The following is a 15,312-nucleotide window of genomic DNA, read 5'->3' on the forward strand; positions in this document are numbered from 1 at the left end:
AAATACACCATTCTAACTAATTATGTCAAGGCTTTTGTGGCGCACTTCCGGGATATTCATCATGAACAGGGTAAAATCTTTCTTCGGGGACCCGGAGGCCCCCGAAGTTTGAGAGACCGAGGGTAAAATCCCTACATCATCATACCCATGCCCCCCACAATGACTGTGACGGTCGCGAATTTAGTTGTATCAGCAACACTGGTTGCCCTCACAAGGAACATTCCCTGGAAAGCCGGAGCCGTATAGAGCCCACCAGATGTTATGCTTCCGCCGTTCGAGCTTACGCTCCAGGTAACCGGTATGTTCGCGCGGAGTTGAAGGGTGCCGTTTACCTGCAACGAGGCATTAGCAGGGGTAACGGTTATGCCGCTGGCGTTCTGAGTGGCACTCGGCTGCATGATATTTCCAGACATCATCGTGCCGCCCGCCATGTTCCCCATGAGGCCGGTATATATTGGTGCACCGCTCATGTTCGTCATCATAACGTTGCCGTTCTGATCTATCGTCATGTTCACGTTATCGAACATCCGGTCCAACCCCTGGCCTATCACGTAAGGAGACGTAATCGGATCAACATTGGGAACCCCGTAGGCACTCAGCAGCGGCCCCATCGTTTGCCACATATGAGCCCTTGCGGTACTCATGTTGCTAAACATGGTCTGCAGCGTGGTGCCGTTTGGATTCTTATAGAAAGAGTTCATTGTGGACATATTGTTGAAACCCGCCATATTGGCCACCATGAGGTTCGATAGTGGATTGATATTGGCTGTGCCTGAAGCGCCGCTCATAGTGTAGAGTGACCCCGTCCTGATCATGAATGGCGGTGTCTTGCCGCTGACATTGAACGCAAACGCGCCAGTTTGCGGGTTGATCGTCGTGCTCATCTCAGGGTTGTTGGCGGAGTCCTTCAGGTAAACGGTGCCGCTCATCGGAGCACCTGTTGCTGCGACCCCCGATACGGTGGAGCCCGGGGTTGCGGCTGAGGTGCCGCCTCCGCTGCCGCACCCGGCGATAAGGCCGGCAGTAATCATCGCTGCTGCTAGTATAGTTTTTTTCATCATGATAGTTTCTCCTTCAATCGCATCTGCACGCGAAGTCTAGAATTCGTAAAAGACGGCGAGTCCCATGCCGTACTCGGGACTGGCGGTCGTGATCCCCTTGGCCAGATAGCCATCGATGCCAGTGTGTTTCGCAAACTGGTACTTGACTCTGAGCCGCGCCTCCAACTGGGACGCTGCTCCGTTGACGGTAGGAGTGGTCCCTTTGAGCAACACCATGGGGCGCAGCCGCTCGGTGAGTTGATAACCGGCTCCGGCGTAGTAGTTGAGATAATTTTTGACGGCAATGACCGATGATTTTCCCTGGATGACGTACCCCGCCTCGCCGTCCGCAAACCAACTGCCGAACCACTTGGTTAATTCCACGGCAAAGCCTTCATCAAACTCCCCGGTCCCAAGGAATTTGTTCTTGTCGGCGGTGGGAATTTTCACGTAGACGTTGGGGCGGATGGCCGGCACATACTTTTCCTCGGTGTACAGGACATACCCGGCCTTTAGTTTGATATCGCCGAGCCCGGAATGGGAATTATTGACACTCCCCGCCGACGCGGAAGTCATCGAGCCGGAGGAACCCATGCCATTCATTGCTGCCACAACCGACTGCATGCCGGATTGCCCTTGCATTCCCATGTATTGCCCCGCCACCACCGCACTGCTGCTCTGGTAGACAAAAGGAATTTCCAGCGAGAAATCAAGTCGCTCGGTCGGGTATACCGTCGCCGTGAACGGCATGTATATGGAGTCGGTCCTGATTCCGGTTCCGTATTTACCCGACGCGAACTCAAAGCCAAGGCCGACGGAATATGCGGGTTCGTCGGCACAAGCCCATGCCGGAAGAATGAAGAGGGTCATGACGGCAAGAAGGAAGGAAAACCTTCCCGATCCGATCAAGTGTTGCATTGTTAGCTCCTCCTTTAAGGTAACCGGTTTTGTGGGCAACAAGACGGCAAACATCAGCGCCTCATCATCCCGCCACCACTGCGCATCATACCACCGCCCTGCATCATGCCGCCCGCATTCCACCCGGACCAGGCGGCCCTCCCTTGATCATTCCGCAATGCTGCTTGAGAACCGGTGGTCTTGTTTGTGAGCTTCTGCACCATCAGATAGGTTTTCCCATCCTTACCCTGGGCCTTGGAGCCCTTGGCGCTGATGTCGTCGTTGGGATGGAGCGGAATTTCCTTTTTCTCCCAGAACGACTTGGGCCCAAGGTTGAGACTGATGATCTCCCCCCCGGCTCTTACGTCCACAAAAATATGCTCTTTTTCACCGGTCTGGGGAGAAGATGCCACGCGACCCGTTACGGTCGTCACCGTGTTCACATCATACCCCTTGGCGAAGTCCAGACCGCTCTTCCCTACGACATCGCTGCCGAAGCCGAAACCGGCAAACGCGGAGCCGATCAGCAGGCTATTCAAAACGATTGCCAACGTCGCGATGGAGAAAAAACGGTCTTTGGTCATACAGGACTACTCCCGATTCGTGCTATTTGGTGGTTGTGGCTGCGGGCGTTTTCGTGGCGGTCATACCGTTGCCGCCCCCGGTTATCTGCCCGGACGGTATGGTGGCGGTAGTGCCGACGCCTCCCTGCGTCATCCCCTGCGCCCCTGTTCCATTCATTGCCATATGCTGCGGACCCGTGCCATTCATCGCCCCCTGATGCATGCCCGCCCCGCTGGTCCCCTGCATGCCGGAAGACATCTGATGCCCCCCGCCCATGCTTCCCCCCGTTTGGCCGCCCCCCATCCCGCCGCCGAAAGCGAATGCCTGGACGGCAAGCATGAGAGCGGCGCTTGCCGCCACTGTTGAGATTGTTCCGATCCTTTTCATGTGTGGATACCTCCGTGGAATGTGATGATTCTGCTCTGGGATATTTCACGGTGTATGCCAAAACGAACAATCTTAGTAACACATCAATATCATTAATTTTATCATTTATTCATACACACGAAATAAGGATAAAATGTGCAAGCAATTGCACCACGTGAGAAGGATATTGCACACCTCCAATGTCCCGTGCGGCTAGTCGAGCAGGCCAAACTCCTTCAGCTTGTATTGGAGGGTCCGGCGCGACATTCCTAACTCCTCGGCAGCCAGGCGACGGTTGCCGCCATGTTGTTCCAGGGCCTTGACGATCAGATCGCGCTCCACCATCTTCAATTTGTCCCTGCCGGCAGTGGCCGGCGGGGAGGAAACCGCGAGAGCATCGGGGAGATTGGCAGCCCGGACCATATCCTGGGCAAGGATGACGGCCCGCTCCACGACGTTCTGCAACTCGCGGATATTGCCCGGCCAGGCATACGCCTTCATGGCCTTGAGCGCCTCCGGTTCGATGCCCTTGAGCTTCTTGCCGACCTGACGGCAGAAACGCTGGATAAAGTACTCGGTCAGCAGCGGGATGATATCCCGCCGTTCCCGAAGCGGCGGCAAATTGACCGGAAAGACGTTGAGGCGGTAGAAGAGGTCCTCGCGGAAACGCTTCTCCACGACCTCTTCCGCAAGGTCGCGGTTGGTTGCCGCAATCACCCGCACATCGGCCTTGATCTCCTTGCCGCCCCCGACCCGTTCGAACACCCGTTCCTGAAGAACTCGCAGCAGCTTGGCCTGGAGGCTCACCGGCATTTCTCCGATTTCGTCCAGAAAAATGGTCCCCCCCTTGGCTAATTCAAACTTGCCCAGTCGGGCCTGGATAGCCCCCGTAAAGGCCCCCTTTTCGTGGCCGAAAAGCTCACTCTCCAGCAGATTCTCCGGGATGGCCGCGCAGTTGAGCGGGACAAAACCGCCGTTACCCCGGGGGCTAAGCAGATGGATGATCCTGGCCACCAACTCCTTGCCGGTACCGCTTTCGCCGTAGATAAGCACATTGGCCGTGGTACCTGCCACGTTGTGGACCAGTTTCCGTATCGATTGCATGGCCGATCCCGCAAAGATGAGCTCTTCCGGCGGTAACCCAACCGTTTCGGATTCCTTGAGCGCATGGTAGTCCCGCGAGTGTTGCAGGCCTTCAAGCGCCCTGTTCACAATCCTCAACAGGGTATCCGGATCTTCCAGCGGTTTGGTGAGAAAATCGAAGGCACCATCCTTCATGGCGCCGACCGCCTCCTCCACCGTTCCGAATGCGGTCAGAAAGATAAACCGGGGAGGATTGGCATCCTGTATGGTGTCCCGGAACAGCTCAAGACCGCTTTTGCCGGGCATCTTCAGATCCGAGATCACCAGGTCGAACTGTTTGGTCCTTATTAATTGCGCCCCGGACAGCCCATCGCCGGCGGTGAGCACATCATGCCCCTCGTCCTCCAAAACGGTCTGCAAAAAGCTCCTGAAGGTTTCGTCGTCCTCAACCAGCAGAATGCGCCCTTTCATGACTTCTCCCCTACCCGTGCCCCTGGCAGCGTTATGGTTACCGCCGTCCCGTGGCCTGAACTTTCAAGTGCAATCGAACCGTGGTGTTCTTCGATGATCTTCTTGCTGAGCGCCAGCCCCAACCCCGTGCCCCTGGCCTTGGTGGTAAAAAAAGGTGTGAATATCCTGGCAAGGTTTTCCGGGCTGATACCGTGCCCGGTGTCGCTGATGGTGACGATTGCCTGGGGGCCGGCCGCGTGCGCCGTTACGCGAAGCTCTCCCCCGTCGGGCATCGCCTGCACACCGTTTTTGACGATATTGAGCAGCACCTGTCCGAGCCGGCCCCGCTTGCCGGTAACCACCAGATCGTGAGGGCAGTCAACGACGAGGACGACCCGGGCCTGTTCGGCTTCTGACCGTACCAGATCAACGCAATGTTCGACAAGCTGGGCAAGGACACAAGGCTCCGCCTCATCCCCGTCGTTCCTGGCAAAGGCGAGCAGGTCCGTCACCAGGGACTCGAGGCGCCGGGCCTCCGCCACGATCCGGTGGGCGGATTCCTTCGTCCGGGGGTCGTCGGGCCTTTTTTCAATGAGCTGGGCAAACCCTTTGATCCCTGCCAGGGGATTGCGGATCTCATGAGCCAGCATGGCCCCCATCTCCCCCATTTGGGCCAGGCTTTCGCGCTGCGCCATTTTCTGCCGGTGCAGCTCTTCCCGCAGGGAATAGCGATAGATGACAAAGGTCAGGAACCACCCGACCGCAACAAGGGCGAACAGTACGGCCATGGTCAGCCGGGCATGCCTGACGACCGCGTCGGCCCGATAGGTGTGGAGCACCAGACGCAGCCCCAGGGTCTCACGGGGCGTGTGGATGTGACCGTACAACTCGTACGCGGTTTCACCCGTAGCAAGCTTTACGCGAGCCCCCGACATGGTCTCGGCGAACAACCGCCGCAACGTGTCGCTATTGTTTAAACGGGTACCGATCAACTCCTGGTTGGAGTGGAATCGGTAAACGCCATCCCTGTCGACAAGAGCGAAATAGGCCAGGTCCTGGGCATGAAACGTCGCCAGGGATTGGAGGGATGGGTCGTGAACCACACTGTTTTCAATGGCCGCATGAAGTGAATGGGCCAGCCCGAAAAGATTATCCTCCGCGATGGGGCGCGCATCGCGATAATTGCTCATGGCGAACCAGAGGATGAACAGGGAGATCCCGGCCCCGCAGACCAATCGAATCAGTTTGAGCATAACGCGGCTTTCGTTACCAGGAGATTGCGGGGGGAACGGCATTTTGCAAGTCTAACACAATTTTTCCCGATCGTATCCGCGGATAACTACATTTTTTCGACCAAGGGCAGATCCTGTTTGCGCAGCGCACTTGGGCTCAATGCTTCCACATATTGAGCATCGCCACAATCGGCAGCATGGCGTATGCCCCCCGTACGACCGCTTCAAGCGGGTTGGCCACCGGCATGACCGTAATCCCGGTTGCCGCCTGAATCCTTTCCCGCATGCCGGCCAGCAGGGCGCCTCCCCCCGTCAGGGTGATGCCGTTTTCGATGATCTCGCTTCCCGTTGAGTGCGGCACCTCCCGGAGAAATTCCGTTATCAAGCCCAGGATCGCCTCCACCACCGGCTCGCACGCCTCCCGCGCTTCAACAAGGCTGATCGGCGGTAGTGCGGGACCATCGTCTCCCTGTGCATCTTGTGTCTGCACGGCAACAGCAGCCGAACCGCAGAGCGCCGCGCGAACCAGCGTCTCTGCCTGACGAGTGGAGATTCGCAAGTTCCACCTCCTCAGCGCCCCCTCCCTGACCGCGTTCCGTAGCGCACAGCACCCTCCCCGCAGGGCTGCCGTGTCCACGACCTTGCCGGACGTGATGACGGCGCAGTCCGTTACCCCTTCACCGATATCGACGACCATCCGGGCATAGGGCGATACGATATCGACCCCTGCCCCGACGGCTGCGGCGAGGGGTTCCGGGACAACGACGACGGCGCATGCGCCGCCCCGGGAAACCCCCACGACAAGAGCATTGCGCTCATCGGCGTTCGCATCGGTGGGGGCACACGCCACGGCGCGTGGACGGATCATGCCGAATATCCTCATTTTTGAAATGAGCGGTTCAAGAAGCGCCACCACGGCGTCCGGATTCGCCACCACGCCGGAAGACAATGCCGGGACGTTTCCAGCCATGGAAATATGGGTTATAACCCCATGCCCTTTGCTGACGACACGGGTCGTTGCAGTACCCAGGTCTATGGCGATATCCGGACGCCACGGGGAGAGACCTTCCCAATGTTTGGCCATGATGCTTCCCCTGCTGAAAAATCTTTTCACGATCCCTGGAGCTGTGCCTCTTGTTGTTTGGCCCTTACCGACCTGCGCTCCAGTTCCAGCACTATCGGACTTGCGATAAATATGGATGAGTAGGTTGCGATGACGACGCCGGTTACCAGGGCGAGGGCAAAATCGTGGATCACCTCGCCGCCGAAAAGAAACAGCGAAAGTGCCGCCAGAAACGTGGTCAACGAGGTGATCACGGTTCGGGACAGAACTTCGTTGATGCTTCTGTTGAATATGCTTTCCATAGACTCGGACAGGTTCCTGTTGAGATTTTCCCTGATCCTGTCGAACACCACCACTGTATCGGTCAGGGAGTACCCTGCAATCGTAAGGACCGCGGTAATGAACAGAAGGTTGATCTCCTTGTCCAAGACGTAAAACAGGGCAACCATCGCCAGCACATCATGGAGCGTGGAGACTACGGCGCCAAAACCGAACTTGAAATCAAAACGCCAGGCTATGTACATGATAATGCCGAGCATGGACACTCCCACCGCTATCAGGGTATCCTTCTTGAGCTTGTCGCCGATGGACGGACCTATCTCCGTGGAGCTCTCCACCACGAAATCGTTTCCCGGAAATCCCTTTTTGAAGACCTCCTTGATGGTATCGGCGTTGTTCCCGGCCATCAGGCTGGCTTTTCCGACCTTGATAAGGAGTTTGTTCCCCTCCTGGATTTCCTGCAGGTTGGCCTCGCCGAGGTTGTTCCGGGCAAGGAGGTCACGGGCCTTTTCCAGGAGAACCGGCTGGGTGAAATTGAGCTGCACCGATGTCCCCCCGGAAAAGTCGATGCCCATATTGGCGGCGTTTCTGGCGATCTGGACAATGCCGATCAAGCCTATAATAACGATGATACCCGATATGATGAAGGTGATGTTTCTCTTGCCGATAAAATCGATGGCGGTTTTATTGATAAGTTGCACCGTTTCCTCCTGGAAGCGTGTTTTTGAGATTGGAAAGCGACAGGACGTTCCGCAGACGGCACAAACGCAGACGAGGGCCGGCGCAGGACGCTGTCCTGACGACAGGGGCACGCAGAAACCGTTCGCGGAGAGACCTCTCCCGGCGCACATGGCTTGCGATGGTAAACTAAGGGTAGTGCAGGGGGACGAAGCTGTTACGCGGGCGGTGCCCTGGCTGGGACGGCCGGGACTGCGGCCGAGATGGGAACATAGGGGTCACAGGGGTAAGACGAAATGTGGGCGACACGATTTCCGAACCGGGAGGCCGTGCCCGAAAAATCCAGAAACTGGGCATTTTTTGCAATCTTGCCGTGGGAGGATTGCAGCAGATTTTTGACAACAAGGTGGACGGATGGCTTGACTTTTTGCGGGCTTGAGAGCTTCGGTTCCCGTGGATTGGCAAGGTGGGGTACGCTTATCCCTTGGAGAATAAAGAAAACCGCGGCCACCATGACAAGCGGCAGCAGGCATTTCCTGTGGATAGAATATGTCTCCAATAAACGCATGGATAAAGCCTATACGAAACCGGTATCGGGCGCAAGTGATATCGGTCGCACCGTGCCGTACCGGCGAGTTGCCATGCCGCGTACGGCCGCGATCATTTTTTCAACTTGCCCCGGCAGAGCGAGAGGATTTCCGCCTGCTGCTGCGGGGTCATCACATCGAAGCGAACGCCGACACCGGGAATCTCGCTGGTCATCCCCCACTCCCGTTTCCAGCAGATGGTGGACGCAATAGGCGTCGGGTCGCTCAGGGCAACCAGCCGTATCCATACGGTCGATTGCAGGGCAATCTCGTCGTTGACGCAGAACAGGAAGCAACCGCCCGCTGAAAAATCGATACAGACCGTACGTTCGGCATCCGTCATATCCGGGGAGCATGACAACACGGCATTCAGATTAAGCGGCACCCTGTTGCAAATGGGAGCGACCTTCGGGGGTTGTTCGCAGCAGTATCGGAGGTGCTCCTCGGGGGTACGAGCCCCATCCTGATCGTCCCATGAGATCAGCATGCGAATCTTTTGGGTTTTGGCGGCAATGTTGAGGCGAGCGTTGGGCATGGCATGCAGGGCATCCTCCACCAGGCTCTTTTCGTACCGGGACGCCTTTACCATCAGGGGCATGTCGAGAAAGATGGCGTTATAAGGCTGCCGGGCGGCCTGATTCGCCACATCGCGCAGAGATGACACCGTATGGCAGATCACCCGCTCATTTTTGATAAACGTTTCATATATGAGGCGCCGTTCTTCGTCGGCAACGGCCAGAAGTATTTGGGGCTGCATCTATGTCATCTCCTCGTGGCGTTCGTCTTGGGTATCCGTCAGGTACTGGCCTGCATGGTAGGAACTGCGCACGTAGGGACCGCTCTCCACATGGCTGAATCCCATGCCCAGGGCGTTTTCCCGCAACTCATCGAAGACCTCGGGCCGGACATACTCCTGCACCGGGTAATGGTTGCGGCTGGGGGCCAGGTACTGGCCGATGCTGAGATAGACGCATCCCGCCCCACGCAGGTCGCCCAACACCTGCAGCACCTCCTCCCGCGTTTCCCCCATCCCCAGCATGATGCCCGACTTGGCCGGGGTTTCCGGCGCCAACTCCCGGCAGGTGTGGAGCAGATCCAGGGAGCGGCCATAGTTGGCACCGCTGCGGATGTGATACAACCGTGGCACCGTTTCCACGTTGTGGGCGATAATATCCGGCCCCGCGGCCATGACGGTTGCCAGGCTCTGACGGTCCCCCTGAAAATCAGGGATGAGCGGTTCGATGCGCGTTGTGGGCGATGCGGCGCGGATGGCAGCCACCGTTGCGGCGTACAGGGCTGCCCCGCCGTCCGGCAGGTCATCCCGGGTCGGACTGGTGATCACCACATGGCTCAGCCCCAGCCGGGCGACCGCACTGGCTATCCTGGCCGGTTCCCCGCTATCCGCCGGCTCAGGCTGCGATTTGTCCACGTTACAGAAGGAGCAGTGCCGGGTACAGTGTTTCCCCAGGATCAGGAACGTGGCCTGGCCGCAGCGGAAACATTCGGAGATATTGGGGCAAAGCGCCTGCTGGCAGACCGTGTTCAGGCGCAACTTCCCCAAGAGCGCCCGCATCCCGGCCTGTTCTCCTGGATTAACACGCTTTTGCAACCACTCCGGTTTCCTCACCATCTTCACGCATCCCCCCCTTCCAGGTTCCATCGATCCGTACCGTACCGCCCCACCAACAACTCCCCGGCCAGAGAGCGTTCCTGTTCCGTGAGCGGCTGGGGCGAAAGCTCCACGGTGAAGTTCCTTTGAAAGGCCTCGATCAGCTTGTGCCGCACCAGGTCGTACTCCGGGGGGATGCCGCACTGTTCCAGACTGACGGCGTCCTCCGCCAGACCGGGCGCCCGATCTTTCATGAACGAGAGTCCCAGAGTGGCCCGGTTCACCAGCGGCAGCGAACCGTGCTGAAAGATAAGCCCCTTCTGCCGGCGCTGGGCATTGCCGCCGATCTTTTTCCCCTGCACCAGGATGTCGAAACTCTCCTTGCCCGCAAAACAGAAGGGGGTCCGTTCTCCCAGACGCACATCCGGAGAGACGGTGTCCAGGGCATATGATACCTCAAGTCCCAGGTCTCGGTACAGGGTAATCAGAAAACCGGTCAGTATACGGAATGAGTCCTTGATGGATGAGGCGGGCGGGATCTGGTCCGGCGAACAAACCAGGGCATAGGTCACCTCGTCGGCGTGGTAGATCGTCCCGCCGCCGGTGATGCGGCGCACGATGGGCACCCCACCGGCCCGGCAGCGCTCCAGGTCCAGCACTTGGGCCGCCTTCTGGAAGCGCCCCAGGGAGAGGGCCGGCGGCTGCCAGCCGTACAGACGCAGTACCGGGTGGGACCGGACCGGATCGAAGGAACGCAACAGCGCCTCGTCAATGGCCATGTTCTCCGCTCCGGTGCGCGGTCCGTCCTCGATGAGGCGCCAGGTTGACGCGGTATCAGTCATCAGTCGACATACCCTTCCCGATCACCCCAGGCAGCAGACATGCTGCTCCCTGGCCGCCTTGGTCTCGTCCAGCCGCGAGACCGGCATGGTCAGCGGCGCGTCCAACAGAGCCTGGGGGTCGCTCCCGGCGGTCCGGGCGGCCTCGATCATCACGTCGATAAAGGCGTCCATGGCTGCCTTGCTCTCGGTCTCGGTCGGCTCGATCATGATCGCTTCCTTGACGATGAGCGGGAAGTAGACCGTGGGAGGGTGATACCCCCGGTCGATCAGGAACTTGGCGATATCGATGGCGTGCACGCCGTGGGCCAGTTGCCGGGCGGCCGAGAAGACGCACTCGTGCATGCAGGTCTGGTCGTAGGGAAGATCGTAGTAGGGCTTCAGGCGTTCCTTGATGTAGTTGGCGTTGAGCACCGCCTGCTCGGACACCTGGATCAACCCCTCGCGTCCCAGCATGATGATGTAGGCGTAGGCCCTGACCATGATGCCGAAGTTGCCGAAAAAATTGGCCGCGCGGCCGATGGAGTCGGGCCGGGAGGTCTGGAGCACAAAGGTTCCCTCGTCGTCCATGTCGATACGCGGCTGGGGCAGGAACGGGATCAGGGCCTTCTTGACCCCCACCGGGCCGGCACCGGGACCGCCGCCGCCGTGGGGCGTTCCGAAGGTCTTGTGCAGGTTGACGTGCACCACGTCGAATCCCACGTCCCCCGGTTTGACCTTGCCCATGATGGCGTTCAGGTTGGCGCCGTCGTAGTACATCAGGGCACCGAACGAATGGGCGATGTCGCAGATCTCCTTGATGTGCGGGTTGAACAACCCAAGGGTGTTGGGGCAGGTCATCATCACTGCCGCCACCTCGTCGCTCATGGCCTGCCTGAACAGTTCCAGGTCCATGTCGCCGTAGGGCGCGGTCGGCACGGTGACGATCTCGTAGCCGGCGATGGTGGCCGAGGCCGGGTTGGTGCCGTGGGACGAGTCGGGGACCACGACGTATTTCTTTTTGTTCCCCCTTGCACGATGGTAGGCGGAGATCAGCAGGATGCCGGTCATCTCGCCGTGGGCGCCCGCCAAGGGCTGGGTGGTGACCTCGTCCATGCCGGTGATGTCGGCCAGCATCTGCCCCAGGTCGTAGAGCATTCCCAGGCTCCCCTGGCAGTGCTCCCCGCCCCCCGGCAGAAGCGCCGTCATGGGGTGGAAGGGGGCAAACAGGGTCGCGGCATTCTCCAGCACCTTGGCGTTGTACTTCATGGTGCAGGAGCCCAGTGGGTAGAAGTTGGTGTCCACCGAGAAGTTCAGCCGGGACAGGTTGGTGAAGTGCCGCACCAGATCCAGTTCGGATACCTCGGCCAAGCCGGCCGGTTCCGTGCGCAGCAGCCCTTCCGGCAGGGGGGGAGCGGGAGGCACGTCCGAGGCCGGCAGCTTTACGCCCCTGCGGCCGGGAACGGATTTTTCATAGATAAGTTCCATACGATAGTCTCTCCAAGATCAGTAAAAGACGTGAATTGTGAATCGTGAAACGTGAATAGCAAAAAACCATTCACCATTCACCATTCACCATTCACGCCTTTGTGATTACAACCCGGCCTGCAACGCCTCGGCCAGCCGGTCGATCTCTTTCTTCGTCCGCTTCTCGGTGACCGTCACCACCAGGGCGTTGGCCGAATCCTCGTAGTAATCCCCCAGCGGCACGCCGGGGGCAATACCCTGCTTGAGCAGTTCCGCCACGACCGGTGCGGCCGGTTTGGGCAGGAACACCGTGAACTCGTTGAAGGTCGGCGCCGATTGCACCACGGTCACGCCGGGAATTCCGGCCAAGCGGGCCTTGGCGTATTCGGCCTTGTCGCGGTTGAGGCGGGCCAGCTCCGCAACCCCTTCCCTCCCCACGGCCGAGAGGAAGATCAGGCCCCGCAGGGCGCACAGCCCCTGGTTGCTGCAGATGTTGGAGGTGGCCTTGTGGCGCTTGATGTGCTGTTCCCGTGCCTGGAGGGTCAAGACGAAGCCGCGTTTGCCGTTCTTGTCCACGGTTTCTCCGACGATGCGCCCCGGCATATTGCGGATAAAGGCCTTTTTTGCGGCGATGAAGCCGAAGGAGGGGCCGCCGAAGGAGAGCGGGTTACCCAGGCTTTGGCCGTCCCCCACGGCGATATCCACCCCCATCTCACCCGGGGACGTTATGAGGCCCAGGGAAACCGGATAGACGGAAGCCACCAGCAGGGCGCCGGCGGCATGTACCTGTTCCGCCAGGGGGCTCAGATCCTTGATGCAGCCGAAAAAATTGGGGTTCTGCACCAGCACCGCCGCAACGTGCTCATCCAGGCAGGCGGCCAGGGCGGCGCGGTTCAGCAGGCCGTCCAGGGGAGCGATCTCCACGACCTCCACCGCCTGGTTGTAAAGATAGGTCCTGAGCACCTGCCGGGAGAAGGGGTTGACGCAGCCGTCCACCACGATCCGGGTGCGGCCGGTCACCCGCAGGGCCATCATGGCCGCCTCGGCGCAGGCCGTGGCGCCGTCGTAGAGCGAGGCGTTGGACACCTCCAGACCGGTCAGGCGGCAGATGGCGGTCTGGTATTCGAACAGGGCCTGCAGGGTCCCTTGGGAACACTCCGGCTGGTAGGGGGTATAGGCGGTGTAGAATTCGGCCCGGCCGGAGAGGTGATCGACCACGGCGGGAATGATATGGTCGTAAAAACCGCCCCCGATGAAATTGACCATAGCGGCGCTGTTGTCGGCGGCAATGGCCTGCATCCGGGCAAAGGTCTCGAATTCGGACATGCCGGGGGGGATATTGAAGGTCTTGGCCCGCAATTCGGGCGGGATCGGGGCAAACAGCTCCTCGACGCTGGAGGCGCCGACAACCGAGAGCATCTCTCTGATCTCTTCCGGCGTATGGGGGCAATAATGACTGTCGTTCATGCATGCTCTCCTGAGAGGTTGTTGAAAAACAGCCATCTCGCCGCCATCCTCAAAAGCCCCCTTGTGCGGCGTAGCGCTGCTACGCCTCCGCAGGGCTTTCTGCGGGTGCGACGATCTGACTATTTTTGAACAACCAGGGTGTTTCAACAGCCTGCTGGCAAAGGCGGAATTCGCCCCTAAATGGTTTTCAGATACTCGTCGTACTGTTCCCTGGTCATCAGATTCTTCAGCTCCGCCTCGTCGGCAATCTCGATCCAGGCCAGCCAACCGGCGTCTTCCGCGCTTTCGTTGACGATCTCCGGGGCGTCGTTTAAGGCCTCGTTGATCCTGACCACCTTGCCGGAAACCGGCGAAAAGATGTCGCTGGCGGCCTTGACCGACTCGATGGCCCCCAGCATGTCGAACTGTTTGACCACCTTGCCCATGGCGGGAAGCTCCACGAAGGTGATGTCCCCCAGTTCATGGGCGGCATGTTCGCTGATGCCGACCGCACCGATCCCTTCCTTGACCTTGACCCACTCGTGTTCCTTGGTGAAATAGATGCTCATGTCGGCATATCCTCCTTTTAAGATAAAAAAACTGTAAAATCTGCCACAGAGGCAGATTGCGTTTTATGACCTGAGCGACCCGCCGCGGTAGAAAGGGAGTTCGCAGACCGTGGCCTCCATGCTGACCCGTTCATGGATGATGGTGAGCGGCGTACCAATCGACGCCAGGTCCGGCCTGACGAATCCCAGACCGATGCCGCGGCCGAGCATGGGTGAAAACACGCCGCTGGTCACCGTGCCGACCCCCTCGCCGCTGAAACAGAGTTCGTAGTGGTGGCGCGGCGAGCGGCGGCTGTTCACCTCGAAGGCCACCTTTCTGCGGGCTACGCCCTGTTCCTTCTGGCGCAGCAACGCCTCCTTACCCACAAAGTTCTTGGACAGGTCCACAAACCCCTCCAGACCGGCCTCCAACGGAGTGGTCGCCTCGTCGATATCGCTGCCGTAGAGCGAGTACCCCACCTCAAGGCGCAACACGTCCCGCGCCCCCAGCCCAGCCGGTTTGACCCGCTCGTCCAGCAGCAGCTGATCCCACAGCTCGACGACCTTGTCCGAGGGGATGAAGATCTCGTAGCCGAGTTCCCCGGTATAGCCGGTGCGGCTGACGATGGCCTCCACACCCAAAATGTTCATGGTGGTGAATCGGAAATAGGGTATGGCGGCAATTTCCGCGCCGAAAGCCGCCACCATGACGTCCCGGGAGAGCGGCCCCTGGATGTCCAGCTTGCCGGTCTGAGCCGAGATGTCGGTAAAGGCGCCACCCTTCAGCCTGGTACTGATGACGGCTAAATCCCTGGGGGCCGTGGCCGCATTGACCACGATCATGGCCTTGTCTGGTGCCAGACGGAAGACGATCAGGTCGTCGATGATGCCGCCGCTTTCGTTGAGCAGGAAACCGTAGCGCGAACGCCCGACCGGGATCGTTGCGACGGAAAAGGTGAAGACATCCTCCAGCCCACCGGCCGCAAAATCCCCCTCGAAGAGGAATTCCCCCATGTGGCAGATATCGAAGAGCGACGCCTTGGCGCGGCACCAGGCGTGTTCGGCGATGATCCCTTCGTACTGGATCGGCATGTTCCAGCCACCGAAGGGGGCCATCAATGCCTTGAGCGCCTCATGCCGCCCGCAGAGCGGCGTTTGTTTAAGCTGTTCATCCATGACTCGGCC

At 59.4% G+C, this 15,312-nt stretch carries 15 protein-coding genes; all 15 read right to left on the reverse strand.

All coding sequences use genetic code 11. The features are described 5' to 3' along the window. Nucleotides 1-131: 131 nt before the first annotated feature. The 15 genes from ET418_RS02460 to gcvT all read right to left on the reverse strand — a co-directional run bounded on the left by ET418_RS02460 (nt 132) and on the right by gcvT (nt 15,303). The gene (locus tag ET418_RS02460; protein ID WP_149305983.1) at nt 132-1,061 is read right to left on the reverse strand and encodes a hypothetical protein; all 930 of its coding nucleotides are present in this window, start codon (nt 1,059-1,061) and stop codon (nt 132-134) included. Between the two features lie 36 nt (nt 1,062-1,097). Continuing rightward, a complete protein-coding gene (locus ET418_RS02465) occupies nt 1,098-1,958 on the reverse strand; it encodes a transporter (RefSeq protein WP_149305984.1) in 861 nt (286 codons plus the stop codon). 53 nt (nt 1,959-2,011) lie between these two features. After that, nucleotides 2,012-2,521: a MamS/MamX family magnetosome protein gene (locus ET418_RS02470; RefSeq protein WP_149305985.1), complete on the reverse strand. Its 510-nt coding sequence runs from the start codon at nt 2,519-2,521 to the stop codon at nt 2,012-2,014. A 22-nt stretch (nt 2,522-2,543) separates the two neighbouring features. Next, on the reverse strand, nt 2,544-2,888 hold the full coding sequence (locus ET418_RS02475) for a hypothetical protein (RefSeq protein WP_149305986.1): 345 nt from the start codon (nt 2,886-2,888) through the stop codon (nt 2,544-2,546). A 192-nt stretch (nt 2,889-3,080) separates the two neighbouring features. After that, nucleotides 3,081-4,421: a sigma-54-dependent transcriptional regulator gene (locus ET418_RS02480; protein WP_149305987.1), complete on the reverse strand. Its 1,341-nt coding sequence runs from the start codon at nt 4,419-4,421 to the stop codon at nt 3,081-3,083. After that, nucleotides 4,418-5,653 carry a two-component system sensor histidine kinase NtrB gene (locus tag ET418_RS02485; RefSeq protein ID WP_149305988.1) on the reverse strand — a complete coding sequence of 412 codons (1,236 nt, stop codon included), beginning with the start codon at nt 5,651-5,653 and terminating at the stop codon, nt 4,418-4,420. Before ET418_RS02485 ends, ET418_RS02480 begins: the two co-directional genes overlap by 4 nt. Nucleotides 5,654-5,789: 136 nt before the next feature. Next, complete coding sequence (locus ET418_RS02490; protein ID WP_149305989.1) at nt 5,790-6,716, reverse strand: rod shape-determining protein; 927 nt, start codon at nt 6,714-6,716, stop codon at nt 5,790-5,792. 26 nt (nt 6,717-6,742) lie between these two features. Further along, nucleotides 6,743-7,675: a protein translocase subunit SecF gene (secF, locus tag ET418_RS02495; RefSeq protein WP_149305990.1), complete on the reverse strand. Its 933-nt coding sequence runs from the start codon at nt 7,673-7,675 to the stop codon at nt 6,743-6,745. 637 nt (nt 7,676-8,312) lie between these two features. Further along, entirely contained in the window at nt 8,313-8,996 is a 684-nt protein-coding gene (locus tag ET418_RS02500) for a PilZ domain-containing protein (protein ID WP_149305991.1), read from the reverse strand. Next, the gene (lipA, locus tag ET418_RS02505) at nt 8,997-9,875 is read right to left on the reverse strand and encodes a lipoyl synthase (RefSeq protein WP_149305992.1); all 879 of its coding nucleotides are present in this window, start codon (nt 9,873-9,875) and stop codon (nt 8,997-8,999) included. Then, complete coding sequence (locus ET418_RS02510) at nt 9,872-10,690, reverse strand: lipoate--protein ligase family protein (protein WP_149305993.1); 819 nt, start codon at nt 10,688-10,690, stop codon at nt 9,872-9,874. The genes lipA and ET418_RS02510 overlap by 4 nt, the downstream gene beginning before the upstream one ends. A gap of 21 nt (nt 10,691-10,711) precedes the next feature. Further along, nucleotides 10,712-12,154, reverse strand: a complete 1,443-nt coding sequence (gene gcvPB / locus ET418_RS02515) for an aminomethyl-transferring glycine dehydrogenase subunit GcvPB (RefSeq protein ID WP_149305994.1) — start codon at nt 12,152-12,154, stop codon at nt 10,712-10,714. A 105-nt stretch (nt 12,155-12,259) separates the two neighbouring features. Next, complete coding sequence (gene gcvPA, locus ET418_RS02520) at nt 12,260-13,600, reverse strand: aminomethyl-transferring glycine dehydrogenase subunit GcvPA (RefSeq protein WP_149305995.1); 1,341 nt, start codon at nt 13,598-13,600, stop codon at nt 12,260-12,262. Between the two features lie 176 nt (nt 13,601-13,776). Next, entirely contained in the window at nt 13,777-14,148 is a 372-nt protein-coding gene (gene gcvH, locus ET418_RS02525; protein WP_149305996.1) for a glycine cleavage system protein GcvH, read from the reverse strand. Between the two features lie 63 nt (nt 14,149-14,211). Beyond that, entirely contained in the window at nt 14,212-15,303 is a 1,092-nt protein-coding gene (gene gcvT / locus ET418_RS02530; RefSeq protein WP_149305997.1) for a glycine cleavage system aminomethyltransferase GcvT, read from the reverse strand. Between the last annotated feature and the right edge of the window lie 9 nt (nt 15,304-15,312).

The sequence above is a fragment of the Oryzomonas rubra genome, assembly GCF_008369015.1.
Taxonomy (GTDB): domain Bacteria; phylum Desulfobacterota; class Desulfuromonadia; order Geobacterales; family Pseudopelobacteraceae; genus Oryzomonas; species Oryzomonas japonica.